The organism is Amycolatopsis acididurans (assembly GCF_012328925.1).
In the GTDB taxonomy this organism is placed as follows: Bacteria; Actinomycetota; Actinomycetes; order Mycobacteriales; family Pseudonocardiaceae; genus Amycolatopsis_E; species Amycolatopsis_E acididurans.
Map to the genome: position 1 here is coordinate 208,376 of NZ_JAAXLS010000006.1, position 13,908 is coordinate 222,283.

The following is a 13,908-nucleotide window of genomic DNA, read 5'->3' on the forward strand; positions in this document are numbered from 1 at the left end:
TGCTGCCGCGACTGTTACCGGGACGAGTGGTTTCGTCCGGTTCGTCGCTGGAAGATAAGCGACGTGCGGAGAATTTTCCCGTAGCACTACGGATACTCCCGGCTGCGCTCCGCCGTGATCTCGGTGCGGTGTATGACGTCGCGCGGGTTGTCGACGATATCGGTGACGAGTCAACCGGGGATCGTACGGCTGAGCTGACCCGCTTCCAACAGGATTTAGTACGCGCGTGGGACGGCGAGCCCGAAGAACCGGTGCTGCGCCGCCTGGTTCCCACCATCCGCGCGCGGGGGCTCGAGCGCGAACCGTTCGACCGGCTGGTCCGTGCGAACCTCGCCGACCAGCGAATTTCCCGCTACGCGACACAGGCGGACCTCGAGGCGTACTGCGAACTGTCGGCCGATCCGGTGGGCCGGATCGTGTTGCGGATCTTCGGCGTTCGTTCGCCGGAAGCCGAACGGCTGTCGGATCTGGTCTGCACCGCGTTGCAGCTGATCGAGCACTGCCAGGACGTCGCCGAGGACCGGCGCAACGGCAGGATTTATCTGCCGCAAGAAGATCTCGAAACGTTCCGCGCCAGGGAAAAAGATCTCGACGCCGCGTCGGCGAACGTCGCGGTGCGCCGCACGGTGGCCGCGCAGGCACGCAAGGCGCTGGCCAAGCTGGACGAAGGCCGCGCGCTCGTCGGCCTGCTGCACGGCTGGGCGCGCCTGGCGATCGCGGGCTACATCGCGGGCGGGCTGGCCACCGTGGACGCGTTGCGGCGCGCCGGCTGGGATCCGCTGACCGCCACACCCCGTCCGCGCAAACGGGACGTGCTGATCCATCTGGTGACCCTGTTGGCAAGAGGAGGACGCCGGTGACGGACGTCGAGAGTGCCTACCAGACGTGCGAGCAGATCACCAAGACCGAGGCTCGTAACTTCTACTACGGCATCCGGCTCCTCACCCGGCGGCGGCGCGCCGCGCTGTGTGCGGTGTACGCGCTCGCCCGGCGGGTGGACGACATCGGGGACGGGGAGCTGCCGATCGAGGAGAAGTCGGTCCAGCTGGAAAACGTCCGCAAATCCCTGGCCGAGCTGGAACGTTCGCCCGATCCGGTGCTGATCGCGCTCGCCGACGCCGCGAAGCACTACCCGATCCCGCTCGGGGCGTTCGAGGAACTGCTCGATGGCGTGTGGATGGACATCGAGGGCCGCAAGTACGCGACCTTCGAGGACCTGACCGAGTACTGCCGGTGCGTGGCGGGCTCGATCGGGCGGCTGTGCCTCGGTGTGTTCGGCAGCAAACCGCATCCGGACGCGGCCCGCTACGCCGACGCGCTCGGAATCGCGTTGCAGCAGACCAACATCCTGCGCGACATCCGCGAGGACCTCATCAACGGCCGGGTCTATCTGCCCAAGGAGGACCTCGACGCGTTCGGCGTCGAACTCGCGCTGGACGCCGAGGGCAGGCTGATCGACGCCGACGGCGGGCTGAGCGCCCTGATCCGGCACAGCGGCGCGCGCGCGCGTGAATGGTACGCCGACGGGCTGCGGCTGGCGCCGTTGCTGGACCGGCGCAGCGCCGCGTGCTGTCTCGCGATGGCCGGGATCTACCGCCAGCTGCTGGAACGGATCGCGGAGGCCCCGTCGCTGGTGTTCGACCGCAGGATGTCGCTGTCGGGACGGGAGAAACTGGGCGTGGCGGCGCGAGCGCTGTCGGGGCGGCTCAAGTGAGCCGCAGGGTCGCGGTCGTCGGCGGTGGCCTCGCAGGCATCACCGCGGCCCTGCGCTGCGCGGACGCCGGAATGGACGTGACGCTGCTGGAGGCGCGCAACCACCTCGGCGGACTGACCCATTCGTTCCGCCGCGGCGCGCTGGACGTGGACAACGGGCAGCACGTCTTCCTTCGTTGCTGCACCTCCTATCTGGATTTGCTGCGCCGGCTCGACGTGATGGACAAGGTGTTCCTGCAGCGCAAGCTCGCGATTCCGGTTCGCTCGCCGAAGCTGTCCGAACCGGCCTGGCTGCGCCGCAACGCGCTGCCTGCGCCGCTTCATCTGGCGGATTCGGTGCTGATGTACCGTCCGCTCGGTCTCGGCGACCGGATGCGGTTCGCGGGTGCCGCGCTCGCCCTGCGCGGGGTGGACCCGGCCGCGCCGTCCTCGGACGGCCAGTCCTTCGCGGCCTGGTTGTCCGCGCACGGGCAGAGCAAGCAGGCCATCGAGAAGCTGTGGGACCTGGTCGGTATCGCCACGCTCAACGCGCCCGCGACCGGCGCGTCGCTCGGTCTCGCCGCGACCGTGTTCCAGATCGGCCTGCTGACCGGTGCCGACGCGGCCGACATCGGCTGGTCCAAGGTGCCGCTGCGGGAACTGCACGGGGATCCGGCCAAGGCGCGGCTGACCGAGGCCGGTGCGCAGGTGCTGCTGGGCACCAAGGTCAGCGGGCTCGGCCGGGCGAACGGCCGCTGGCGGGTGGCGACGGGGGAGAGCGAGATCGTCGCCGACAGTGTCGTGCTAGCCGTGCCGCCGCCGGTCGCGGAGGCGCTGCTGCCACCGGAGGGTGTGGACCTTCCGCAGGGCTGGGCGGCCGGGCTCGGCAGCTCGCCGATCGTCAACGTGCACGTGGTGTTCGACCGTGTGACCATGAAGGAGCCGTTCTTCGCCGCCGTGGACTCGCCCGTGCAGTGGGTGTTCGATCGCACCGCACAGTCCGGTTTGGACAGCGGGCAGTACCTGGCGGTGTCGATGTCGGCGGCTGACAACCTTATCGACGTCCCGGTGCGGGAGATCCGGGAACTGATGCTGCCCGCACTACGGGAAGTGCTGCCCGCCGCCGGGGACGCCGCCGTGCGCGACTTCTTCGTCACACGCGAGCGGCACGCCACTTTCCGCCCGGCGCCGGGGTGTGCGGCGCTGCGTCCGCACGCGGCCACGGCGGCCGAGGGGATCGTGCTCGCCGGAGCGTGGACGGCGACCGGGTGGCCCGCGACGATGGAGGGCGCCGTGCGCAGCGGCGAAGCGGCCTTCCACGTTCTTACTGGTAGTGAAGGGGAATCCGCATGACCGCTGTTCTCGACTCCCTGCAGCAGGGCCGGCAGACGATCATGCCCGCGATGCGGGCGGCGCTGGACCGGCTCGATCCCGCCAGTCGCTCGATCGCGTACTACCACCTCGGCTGGACCGATTTGGACGGCAACCCCACTTCGGGTGGGGGCAAGGCCGTCCGGCCCGCGCTCGCGCTGCTGTCGGCCGAAGCGGCCGGCGCGCCACCGGAGACCGGCCTGCCCGGCGCGGTCGCCGTGGAACTGGTGCACAACTTCTCGCTGTTGCACGACGATCTGATGGACGGTGACACCGAGCGCAGGCACCGGCCGACGGTGTGGGCGGTCAAGGGTGCGGCCAGCGCGATCCTGACCGGCGACGCGATGCTTTCCCTTGCCCAGGAGGTACTTCTCGACGGCGACGGGCCCTGCGCGATCGCCGCGGCGCGGCTGCTGGCCGAAGCGACCAACGAGCTGATCCGCGGCCAGGTGCTCGATGTCGCGTTCGAACAGCGGGGCGACGTCACGCTCGACGAGTGTCTCGACATGGCCGCGGGCAAGACCGGCGCACTGCTGTCGGCGAGCACCGCCATCGGGGCCGTGCTCGCCGGTGCTCCACAAGGGACGGTCAACGCGCTCGCCGGTTTCGGCGCGGACCTGGGACTGGCCTTCCAGCTCGTGGACGACGTGCTCGGCATCTGGGGAGATCCGGCGACCACCGGGAAACCGGTGTACTCCGATCTGCGTGCGCGCAAGAAGAGTCTTCCGGTCACGTACTCGGTCACTCACGGCGGTGCCCTTGGCCGCGAGCTCGCCGAATGGCTGGCCCGGCCCGAGGCTCCCGGCGAGGAGTCGGTGCGGCACGCGGCCGAGCTCGTGGAGCAGGCCGGTGGCCGGAAATGGGCGCTGGAGGAGGCATACCGGCGCATGGCATCGGGTCGGCAGAAGCTCGAAGAGGCGCGGATCCCCGACCGGGCAATGGCTGAGCTGCTCTCACTGGGGCAGTTCATCGTCACGAGGGAGGCTTGATGACTCAGATCGCTGAAACACCTGCCACCGTTGCGAGTCCGCAGCACACGCTCGAGCGTGCCGTCGCGCACCTGAAGAGCCTGCAGGAAGCCGGTGGCTGGTGGAAAGGCGAACTGGAGACCAACGTCACGATGGACGCCGAGGACCTGCTGCTGCGCGAGTTCCTGGGCATCCGCACCGCCGCCGAGACCGAGCAGGCCGCCCGGTGGATCCGCTCGCAGCAGCGGGAGGACGGCACCTGGGCCACGTTCTACGGCGGGCCGGGGGAGCTGTCCACGACGATCGAGGCCTGGGTCGCGCTGCGGCTGGCCGGTGACTCGCCGGACGCGCCGCACATGCGCGCGGCGCAGGAGTTCGTGCTCGCCAGCGGCGGGCTGGAGGGCAGCCGGGTGTTCACCCGGATCTGGCTGGCGCTGTTCGGCTTGTGGTCCTGGGACGATCTGCCCAACATGCCGCCGGAGCTGATCTTCCTGCCGTCGTGGTTCCCGCTCAACGTCTACGACTGGGGCTGCTGGGCGCGCCAGACCGTGGTGCCGCTGACGATCGTCGCGACGTTGCGCCCGGTCCGCCCGCTTCCGTTCGGAGTGGACGAGCTGCGCACCGGCAAGCGTCCGAAGCAGACGATCACACCGTGGACCTGGTCCGGTGCCTTCCACTACCTGGACAAGGCACTGCACACCTACGCGAAGCTGCCGGTGAAACCGTTGCGGGGCCTGGCGATGAAACAGGCCGCGGAATGGATTCTCGCGCGGCAGGAGGCCGACGGCTCGTGGGGCGGCATCCAGCCGCCGTGGGTGTACTCGCTGCTGGCGCTGCACCTGCTGGGCTATTCGATGGAGCATCCGGCGATCCGCGCGGGTCTGGAAGGACTGGAAGGCTTCATCATCCGCGAGGAGACACCGGACGGTGTGGTGCGGCGGCTGGAGGCCTGTCAGTCGCCGGTGTGGGACACCGGGCTCGCCGTCACGGCGCTGCGCGACGCGGGCGTGCCCGACGACGATCCGGCGGTGCTCAAGGCCGCGGACTGGCTGCTCGGGGAGGAGATCCGGGCGACCGGCGACTGGTCCGTGCGGCGGCCCGCCACGCCGCCGGGAGGCTGGGCTTTCGAGTTCGCCAACGACGTCTATCCCGACACCGACGACACGGCCGAGGTGGTGCTGGCGTTGCGCCGCGCCGCGCATCCCGACCAGCCGCGGCTCAAGGATGCGATCGACCGTGCGGTCACGTGGCTGCAGGGCATGCAGTCCGCGGACGGCGGCTGGGGCGCCTTCGACGCCGACAACACCCGCACGCTGACCACGCAGCTGCCGTTCTGTGACTTCGGCGCGGTGATCGACCCGCCGTCGGCCGATGTCACCGCGCACGTGGTGGAGATGCTCGCGGTGGAAGGACTCGCGGGCACCAGGGAATGCCGGCGCGGCGTGCGGTGGCTGCTGCGCGCGCAGGAGAAAGACGGCTCCTGGTTCGGCCGGTGGGGCGCCAACCACCTCTACGGCACGGGCGCGGCGGTGCCCGCGCTGGTCGCGGCCGGGGTCCCGCCGACCGCGCCGGAGATCCGCAGGGCGGTGGCCTGGCTGGCCGGACACCAGAACGCCGACGGCGGGTGGGGCGAGGACCTGCGGTCCTACCGCGATCCCGAGTGGATCGGCGTCGGCGCGTCCACCGCTTCGCAGACGGCGTGGGCGTTGATGGCGCTGCTCGCCGCCGGGGAGCGCGGATCGTCCACTGTGGAGCGCGGGGTGCGATGGCTGGCCGAGACGCAGCGGGAGGACGGTGGCTGGGACGAGCCGCAGTTCACCGGTACCGGTTTCCCCGGTGACTTCTACATCAACTACCACCTGTACCGGCTGGTCTTCCCGATCTCGGCGCTGGGACGCTATGTGGAGGGCTCATGACTGGTGTGGTGTGTGCGCCGATGTACGTCGAGGCGGCCGCGTTGCGGGCGCCCGGCGTGCGGGTGCTGCACACGGGAATGGGGCCGCGGCGCGCCGCGGAGTCGGCGAGCCGCTTCAAAAGCGGCACCCCGATTCTGGTCGCGGGGGTCGCCGGCGGGGTGACCGAAAGCGTACGGCCCGGTGATCTGGTCGTGGCGACGGAGATCGACGGACCGGACGGCCCGATCTCCTTGCCTTCGGCGCCGCTGCTGGCGGCGAGTCTGCGCCGGCTCGGGTTGACGGTCCACTTGGGACCGATCGCCTCCTCGGAGGCGCTCGTCGATGGCGCGGATCGCACCCGGTTCGCCGAGCGGGGTGCGCTCGCGGTCGACATGGAGTCCGCGCAGTTCGCGTCGGTACCCGGTCCGCTGGCCGTGGTCCGCACCATTGTGGACACTCCGGAACATCCGTTGTTGCGGCCCGGCACGGTGTTGCGCGGTATCGGCGGGCTGCGGTCACTGCGCGCCGCCACGCCGGTGCTGCGCGAGTGGTGCGAGGCGGCGGGGCCGGGCGAGATCCTTCTGGCCAGTCCCCGGTCGTTCTGCGCCGGGGTGGACCGTGCGATCGAGATCGTGGAACGTGCGCTGGAACGGTACGGGGCGCCGGTGTACGTGCGGCGCCAGATCGTGCACAACGCGCATGTCGTGCGGCGGCTGGAAGGCATGGGTGCGGTGTTCGTGCAGGAGGTCGAGGAGGTACCGGCGGGTGCCACGACGGTCCTCGCCGCGCACGGGGTCGCGCCCGCCGTGCGCGAGGCCGCGGCCGAACGCGACCTGAAGGTGATCGACGCGACGTGCCCGCTGGTCACCAAGGTGCACAACGAGGTCCGGCGGTACAGCTCCCGCGGTGACACGGTGTTCCTCATCGGGCACGCCGATCACGAGGAGGTCGAGGGAACCGTCGGGGAGGCGCCGGACAGCGTCGTCGTGGTGGAGGACGCCTCCGCGGCCGCGCACGTGCAGGTGCCGGATCCGCGACGGGTGGCCTACGCGATGCAGACAACACTCGCGGTGGACGAGGCGGAGGAGATCGCTTCGGTGCTGCGTAAGCGCTTTCCCGCGATGTCCGCGCCGCGGCGCGACGACATCTGTTACGCCACGACGAACCGGCAGCGCGCCATCCGCGCGGTCGCCGACAACGCCGACCTCGTGCTCGTGGTCGGCTCGACCAACTCGTCCAACTCCAAACGGCTGGTCGAGGTGGCACAGCGGCAGGGTGCGCGTGCGCACCTGGTCGACGATGTGTCCGAAGTGGACCTGCGATGGCTGGCAGGTGCCCGCACCATCGGGATCACGGCGGGGGCTTCGGCACCGCCGCATCTGGTCGAGGAACTGACCGGATGCCTCGCCGGGATGGGCCGCAACTCGGTGCGGGACACGCAGGTCGCCGACGAAGACGTTCGATTCACACTACCCCGGGAGGTGGGATAAGACATGGGTATGCCGTTACGGCAGTCCATCAGGCTGGGGATGTTCCTGGCCAAGCAGAAGCTGCTCCGCAAGGAGAAGTACGCGATCCTGGTGGAGCTGGAGCCGCTGTTCGCGTGCAACCTGAAATGCGGTGGCTGCGGCAAGATCCAGCAGCCCGCGCACCTGCTCAAGCAGCGGATGCCGGTGCAGCAGGCGGTCGGTGCCGTGGAGGAGAGCGGCGCGCCGATGGTGTCGATCGCCGGTGGCGAGCCGCTGATGCATCCGCAGATCCACGAGATCACGCGGATCCTGCTGGAGCGCAACAAGATCGTGTTTCTGTGCACGAACGCGCTGCTGCTGCCCAAGCACATCCACAAGTTCAAGCCGCACCCGAACTTCACGTGGATGGTGCACATCGACGGCCTCGAGGACAAGCACGACGCGTCGGTGCGCAAGGAAGGCGGTTTCCAGCAGGCCGTCGAGGCGATCAGGCTGGCGCAGTCCAAGGGCTTCAAGGTGATGACGAACACGACGTTCTTCAACACCGACAGCCCGCAGGACGTGATCGACGTGCTCGACTACCTCAACGACGAGGTCAAGGTCGACAACATGCAGATCTCGCCCGGCTACGCGTACGAGAAGGCGCCGGACCAGGAAAGCTTCCTGGGCGTGCAGCAGAGCCGCGAGCTGTTCAAGAAGGCGTTCGCCGAGGGGCGCCGCAAGAAGTGGCGGCTCAACCACTCGCCGGTGTTCCTGGACTTCATCGAGGGCAAGCGGGATCTCGAGTGCACGCCGTGGGGTATCCCGTCGTACTCGCTGCTGGGCTGGCAGCGGCCGTGCTACCTGCTCGACGACGGCTACGCCAAGACCTGGCGCGAGCTGATCGAGGAGACCGACTGGGACAAGTTCGGCCGCGGCAAGGACCCGCGCTGTGCCAACTGCATGGCCCACTGCGGTTATGAACCAACGGCGGTCATCGCCACCACCGGATCGCTGAAGGAAACCATCCGCGCAGCGGTGAGCGTCTGACCGGAAAGCAAGGCACAACAGGAAAACGAAGCCGGCGGGATGACCGCACCTGCGGTGCGGCGCTGCCCTGAACCGGCGCCGGGTCGCTCGGCGGCGGTTCGGTCGTCGGCCGCCGGTAACCTCCTCCACCCCGATCCGCTGATCGTTGTACGCCGCGTTGTCCGGCTGAGGATCGGGGCGGGGGAGGCCTGGCGTGTGCTCGGCCTCGCCGTCGTTGCCGCTGCCTGCGTCTGCGTCCCGGGTGGTGTGGTCAGCGCGTTCGTTCAGGGCAGCAGCAGAAGCTTCCCGGTGGTGCGACGGCCCTGGAGGTCTTCGTGGGCCTTGCGAGCGTCGGCGAGCGGGTACCTGCCTCCGATGCGGACTTTGAGCGAACCGTCCTGGACGGCGGCGAACAGTTCCCCGAAGCGCCAGTCGATTTCCTCGCGGGTTCGCACATAGTGCGCGCTGGTGGGGCGGGTCAGGTAAACCGAACCGGCCGCGTTGAGGCGCTGCGGGTCCACCGGCGGCACCGGGCCACTGGACGCGCCGAACAGCACGAGGAAGCCGCGCACGGCGAGGCTTGCCAGGCTGCCGTCGAAGGTCGTCTTGCCGACGCCGTCGTAAACGGCCGCGACACCTTCGCCGTCGGTGAGTTCACGGGTGGCCTCGGCGAAGTCCACCTGGTCGTACCGGATGACCTCGTCGGCGCCGGCCTCGCGCGCCAGTTGTTCCTTCTCCTCCGTCGACACCGTGCCGATGACGCGCGCACCCCGTGCCTTCGCGAGCTGTACCAGCAGCAGGCCGACACCGCCGGCCGCGGCGTGCACCAGGATCGTGTCGCCCTCCTTGACCGCATACGTCGACCGGACGAGGTAGTGCGCGGTCACGCCCTGCAGCATCGTCGCGGCGGCGGTCTCGTCGGGCACACCATCCGGCACGTGCACCGCGATCTTCGCCGGGACGAGGGCGCGCTGGGCGTAACCACCGAGATGCCCCTGCCACGCCACGCGATCCCCGGGCCGGAATCCGCTCACGTCCGGGCCCACCGCGGCGATGGTGCCCGCGCCCTCCATGCCGAGGGTGAGCGGCAGGTCCAGTTTGTACAGGCCGCTGCGGTGATAGGTGTCGATGTAGTTCACGCCCGCGGCCGCGACGTCGACCAGCAGCTCGCCGGGACCCGGATCGCCGGGATCGACGTCGGCGACCTCCAGCACCTCGGGACCGCCGGTCTGCCGGATACGTACTGCCGTGGGCATCTGTCCTCCTCGTGTTCGCCGTCTACCCGTACCAAGTCTCACACCGCACAAGTCGTTCCGCGTACCTAAGATGCCCACGTGGCTGAAAACAACGAGACACCCTCGACCGAGAACACCCCGACCGCCAAGCAGGTCGCCGCGGCGCGACGCTTCGTCGCGCAGCACGGCAAGCCGTCGAAGGCCGTGGTCGAGAACATCGGCCGGGTGGGCGCACGCGTGGTGCTCGTCGGCAAGGACGGCGCGCTGGGCGATGTGATCGTCAAGGGCCCGGCCGCCGGTGAGGCGCTGGTCGAGGCCGTCGAGGATCTCGAAACGGCCGAATGGGACGCCGCGACCGTCGGCGCGACCGTGATCGGGGCCGCGCACCGGCGCCGCATGGCCGGACCGCGGGCGCGCCGGTAAGGACGCCGCGCCCGCTGGTGGCCGCTGCGGTCAGGCGGGCTTCACGCGCTTGGCGGCCAGGCGTTCCGGCTTCGGCCAGCGGACGTCATGGGCGAGCCGCAGCTTCTCGAACGTCCAGATCACCCGTGCCGACACGTCGACCTGGCCGCGCAGCACCCCGTGCCTCGCGCAGGTCGGGTCGGCGTGGTGCGAGTTGTGCCACGACTCACCCATGGACAGGATCGCCAGCGGCCAGAAGTTCGCGGCCTTGTCCCGGCTGGCGAACGGCCGGTCGCCGATCAGGTGGCAGATCGAGTTGACCGACCAGGTGACGTGGTGCAGGAACGCGATTCGCACCAGCCCGGCCCAGAAGAACGCGGTGACCGCGCCCCACCACGACCAGGTCAGCAGGCCGCCCAGCACGGCGGGCAGCGCGAGGCTCAGCGTGATCCACAGCCAGAAGTAGCGGTTGACGAGGCGGAGGTCCTTGTCGGCCACCAGATCCGGTGCGAAGCGGTCGTAGTTGGTGACCTCGCTGCGGAACATCCAGCCCATGTGCGCGTGCCAGAACCCGCGCAGCAGCGCGGCGGGCGAGGTACCGAACAGCCACGGGGAGTGCGGATCGCCCTCGCGGTCGGCGAACGCGTGGTGGCGGCGATGGCTGGCGACCCAGAAGATCACCGAACCCTGCACGGCCATGCTGCCGGCGATGGCCAGCGCGATCCGCAGCGGGCGGACCGCCTTGAACGCGCCGTGCGTGAAGTAGCGGTGGTAGCCGACGGTGACGCCGAGCGTGCCCAGCACGTAGAACAGCGCGGCCAGCCCCAGATCGACCCAGTTCAGCCCCCAGCCCCAGGCGAACGGCAACGCGGCGACCAGCGCGACGAAGGGGACCAGCAGGAAGGTCTTGAGCACGATCATCTGACCGGCTGAGCGGCGATGCGAGATCAGGGGTTTCGCGGCGGTTCGCACGTCGGCGGTACTCATCGGGGGCAACCTCACTCCGTTCGGGATCAAAGCGGACATTCCGCCCTCCCGGTCAAGAGCCTAGTGTCCGGTTCTGGCGCGCACGCCGCCATGGCGTTACAGCCTAATGACCGGCGGCCAACCTCATCCTGTCGCCGTGAGTTCTTCCCGGTCGGCCGAAGCTACCCCACGTTCGCCGGCCACACCCCGGTCGCGCGAGGCACACCACAGTGCCGCCGTGGACACGATCACCAGCGCGGAGCCGAGAACGTGAAGCGACACAAGCGCTTCCGGCACCCCGAGCGCGTACTGGACGGAACCCAGCGCGCCCTGCGCCAGTGCGACGATCCACACGGCGGAATACCGCTTCCACAACCGCTTCGGCGCGTTGCCGCGTAGCAGTGCGAGCCCGAACATGGTCAGCACGAGCAGGTACACCACGAGCAGTCCACCGTGGATCTGCGCGAGCGTCTCGATCGGCGCGTCGAGCCGGTGCGTCTCGGGGTCGCCGCCGTGCGGGCCCGCACCGGTGACCGTGGTGCCCGCGATCAGGATCGCCCACATCGCCACGACAAGCGTCACCAGCAATCCGCGCGCGATCGGCGGGACCAGCCAGCGCGGCTTGTCGTCGCCCTCGGTGAACGCGTGCAGCAGCAGCACGGCCAGCCAGATCAGCGGTGTGGACACCAGGAAGTGGATCGCGACGGTCCACCATTCCAGCTTCGCGAGCACGGTCATGCCGCCCACGACGGCCTGCAGCACCACGCCGGCCGGCATCGTCCACGCCAGCGCGACCAGGCGGCGCCGGTGCGGCTGGTCGATGGCCAGGCGCCACGCGGTGATCACGGCGAGCGCGGCGACCACGATCACGACGCCGGTGATCAGCCGGTTGCCGAACTCGATCCACTGGTGGAGACCGGCGTATTCCGGATGCTCGACGGGGACCATGCTGCCGGGCTGGCACTGCGGCCAGGTGCGGCACCCGAGCCCGGAGCCGGTGACCCGGACGACCGAACCGGTCACGCCGATCCCGGCCTGCGCCACGACCGCCGCGATGCCGACCGACTTCTGGACGGTCCGCGACGGAAGGGGCAACCGGGCGACGAGAGACGTCAAGAACACGCATCCGAGGATAGGCGCGGGACTTTGGTCCCGCCGACATGGGCCCCGGCGAAACCGCTCAGGTCAGGCGCGTCGTGCGCGTCGCGACCGCACCGGCGAGCACGCCCCAGCCGACGAGCACCGCGACGGGTTCCCATGCCAGAACGCCGTTCACCAGCGCCTCACGCAGCCCCTCGGCGAGCGCGCCCGAGGGCAGCAACTCGACGATCTGCGCGGCGGCGGAGGGCATCGCCGACGGCGCGAGCAGGATGCCGCCCGCCAGCAGCAGCACGAACCACACGATGTTGGCCAGCGCCAGCACCGCCTCCGCGCGCAGCGAACCGCCGAGCAGCACGCCGAGCGCGCCGAACGCGAGCGTGCCGAGCACCAGCAGCAGCACCGCCTCGGCGAGCCCGGCGCCCGAGGGTGACCAGCCGAGCAGTGCCGCCACGATGCCGAGCACGATGACCTGCAGCAGCACCACGACCAGTGCCGCGACCATCCGGCCGGCCACCAGCAGCCAGCGCGGCAGCGCGGTGGCGGACAGCCGCTTGAGCACCCCGTAGCGCCGGTCGAAGCCGAGCGCGATGGCCTGCCCGGTGAAGGCCGAGGACATCACCGCCAGCGCGAAGATCCGCGGGGTTACCCAGTCCACTTTGGACACGCCCTTGAGGTCGCCGGTGGGCAGGATGTCCAGCAGTGTCAGGCCGATCAGCAGGGCGAGCGGGATGAGCAGGGTGAGCAGGATCTGCTCGCCGTGGCGCAACGTGAGCGAAGTCTCGACCCTGGCGTGCGTGAGCAGCATCCGGCCGCGTTTGCCCGCGCCCGGTTTCGGCGTGAAAGTGCCCGGTGCGAACGTGGTCATGAGCGCAGCTCCCGCCCGGTCAGTTCGAGGAAGACCTCTTCCAGGTCACGCTTGCCGACGTGCAGCTCCTCGGCCAGCACGCCCTGTTGCGCGCACCAGGACGTCACCGTCGACACCACCTGCGGGTCGACGTGCCCGGCCACCTGGTAGCTGCCGGGCGAGGACTCCTGCACCTGGTAGCCCTCGGGCAGCGCGGCGGCGAGCAGCTCGGTGTTGAGTCCCGGCCGGGCCTTGAACCGCAGCTGCGCCGCGTCGCCGTCCTCGGCGGTGAGCGCGGCCGGCGTGCCCTCGGCGATCACCTGGCCGTGGTCGATGATCACCACGTCGTCGGCCAGTGCTTCGGCTTCCTCCATGAGGTGTGTGGTGAGCAGGACGCTGACCCCGTCGGCCCGCAGCGCGGACAGCAGATCCCACACCAGGCGGCGGGCCTGCGGGTCCATGCCCGCGGTCGGCTCGTCGAGGAACACCAGCTCCGGCCTGCCGACCAATGCGCACGCCAGCGACAGCCGTTGCTGCTGACCGCCGGAGAGCCGCTTGAACGGGGTTCGGCGTGCCGAGGCGAGGCCGAGAATCTCCAGCAGCCACGCGGGATCCAGCGGTTCGGCGGCACACGAGGCGACCAGGCTCAGCATCTCCCCGGCGTGCACGCCGGGATACGCTCCGCCGCCCTGGGGCATCACGCCGATCCTCGGCCGCAGCGCGGCACCGTCGCGCACCGGGTCGAGGCCCAGCACGCGCACGGATCCGCTGTCCGGACGCAAGAATCCTTCACAGATTTCGACCGTGGTGGTCTTTCCAGCGCCGTTCGGCCCGAGCAGCGCGAGCAGACGGCCGCGGTCCATCTTCAGGTCCAGGCCGTCGACGGCGGTTTTGGGGCCGTAGCGCTTCACCAGCCCGGTGATCTCGACGGCAGGTGTGCTCACGACATGCAAGCGT

13 protein-coding genes are annotated in these 13,908 nt (G+C 70.0%); 8 read left to right on the forward strand and 5 right to left on the reverse strand.

Annotation, left to right across the window (positions count from 1 at the left end):
* Nucleotides 1-26 precede the first annotated feature (26 nt).
* Genes hpnC through hpnH form a run of 7 tightly spaced genes read left to right on the forward strand, consistent with a single transcriptional unit; the run spans nt 27 to nt 8,424 of the window.
* Nucleotides 27-860, forward strand: coding sequence for a squalene synthase HpnC (hpnC, locus tag HFP15_RS12755; protein ID WP_312871568.1), 834 nt, complete (start codon nt 27-29; stop codon nt 858-860).
* Nucleotides 857-1,714, forward strand: coding sequence for a presqualene diphosphate synthase HpnD (gene hpnD / locus HFP15_RS12760; protein ID WP_168514962.1), 858 nt, complete (start codon nt 857-859; stop codon nt 1,712-1,714). Before hpnC ends, hpnD begins: the two co-directional genes overlap by 4 nt.
* Nucleotides 1,711-3,045 (forward strand): hydroxysqualene dehydroxylase HpnE, encoded by a 1,335-nt coding sequence (hpnE, locus tag HFP15_RS12765; RefSeq protein ID WP_168514964.1) that lies wholly within the window; start codon nt 1,711-1,713, stop codon nt 3,043-3,045. The genes hpnD and hpnE overlap by 4 nt, the downstream gene beginning before the upstream one ends.
* Nucleotides 3,042-4,052, forward strand: coding sequence for a polyprenyl synthetase family protein (locus HFP15_RS12770; RefSeq protein WP_168514966.1), 1,011 nt, complete (start codon nt 3,042-3,044; stop codon nt 4,050-4,052). The genes hpnE and HFP15_RS12770 overlap by 4 nt, the downstream gene beginning before the upstream one ends.
* Complete coding sequence (gene shc, locus HFP15_RS12775) at nt 4,052-5,947, forward strand: squalene--hopene cyclase (RefSeq protein WP_168514968.1); 1,896 nt, start codon at nt 4,052-4,054, stop codon at nt 5,945-5,947. Before HFP15_RS12770 ends, shc begins: the two co-directional genes overlap by 1 nt.
* Nucleotides 5,944-7,416 (forward strand): 4-hydroxy-3-methylbut-2-enyl diphosphate reductase, encoded by a 1,473-nt coding sequence (ispH, locus tag HFP15_RS12780; protein WP_168514970.1) that lies wholly within the window; start codon nt 5,944-5,946, stop codon nt 7,414-7,416. The genes shc and ispH overlap by 4 nt, the downstream gene beginning before the upstream one ends.
* A gap of 3 nt (nt 7,417-7,419) precedes the next feature.
* On the forward strand, nt 7,420-8,424 hold the full coding sequence (gene hpnH, locus HFP15_RS12785) for an adenosyl-hopene transferase HpnH (protein ID WP_168514972.1): 1,005 nt from the start codon (nt 7,420-7,422) through the stop codon (nt 8,422-8,424).
* A gap of 263 nt (nt 8,425-8,687) precedes the next feature.
* Here the strand turns inward: hpnH and HFP15_RS12790 are convergent, their stop codons facing one another.
* Nucleotides 8,688-9,659, reverse strand: coding sequence for a quinone oxidoreductase family protein (locus HFP15_RS12790; RefSeq protein ID WP_168514974.1), 972 nt, complete (start codon nt 9,657-9,659; stop codon nt 8,688-8,690).
* A 78-nt stretch (nt 9,660-9,737) separates the two neighbouring features.
* Between HFP15_RS12790 and HFP15_RS12795 the strand changes: the two genes are divergently transcribed.
* Entirely contained in the window at nt 9,738-10,061 is a 324-nt protein-coding gene (locus tag HFP15_RS12795; RefSeq protein WP_168514976.1) for a hypothetical protein, read from the forward strand.
* 30 nt (nt 10,062-10,091) lie between these two features.
* Here HFP15_RS12795 and HFP15_RS12800 read toward each other — a convergent pair whose 3' ends face one another.
* The 4 genes from HFP15_RS12800 to HFP15_RS12815 form a co-directional block, all read right to left on the reverse strand.
* Nucleotides 10,092-11,027, reverse strand: coding sequence for an acyl-CoA desaturase (locus tag HFP15_RS12800; protein WP_168514978.1), 936 nt, complete (start codon nt 11,025-11,027; stop codon nt 10,092-10,094).
* A 123-nt stretch (nt 11,028-11,150) separates the two neighbouring features.
* Nucleotides 11,151-12,128: a COX15/CtaA family protein gene (locus HFP15_RS12805; RefSeq protein WP_168514980.1), complete on the reverse strand. Its 978-nt coding sequence runs from the start codon at nt 12,126-12,128 to the stop codon at nt 11,151-11,153.
* 58 nt (nt 12,129-12,186) lie between these two features.
* Entirely contained in the window at nt 12,187-12,972 is a 786-nt protein-coding gene (locus HFP15_RS12810; RefSeq protein WP_168514982.1) for an ABC transporter permease, read from the reverse strand.
* The gene (locus HFP15_RS12815; RefSeq protein WP_168514984.1) at nt 12,969-13,895 is read right to left on the reverse strand and encodes an ABC transporter ATP-binding protein; all 927 of its coding nucleotides are present in this window, start codon (nt 13,893-13,895) and stop codon (nt 12,969-12,971) included. Before HFP15_RS12815 ends, HFP15_RS12810 begins: the two co-directional genes overlap by 4 nt.
* Nucleotides 13,896-13,908: the final 13 nt, after the last annotated feature.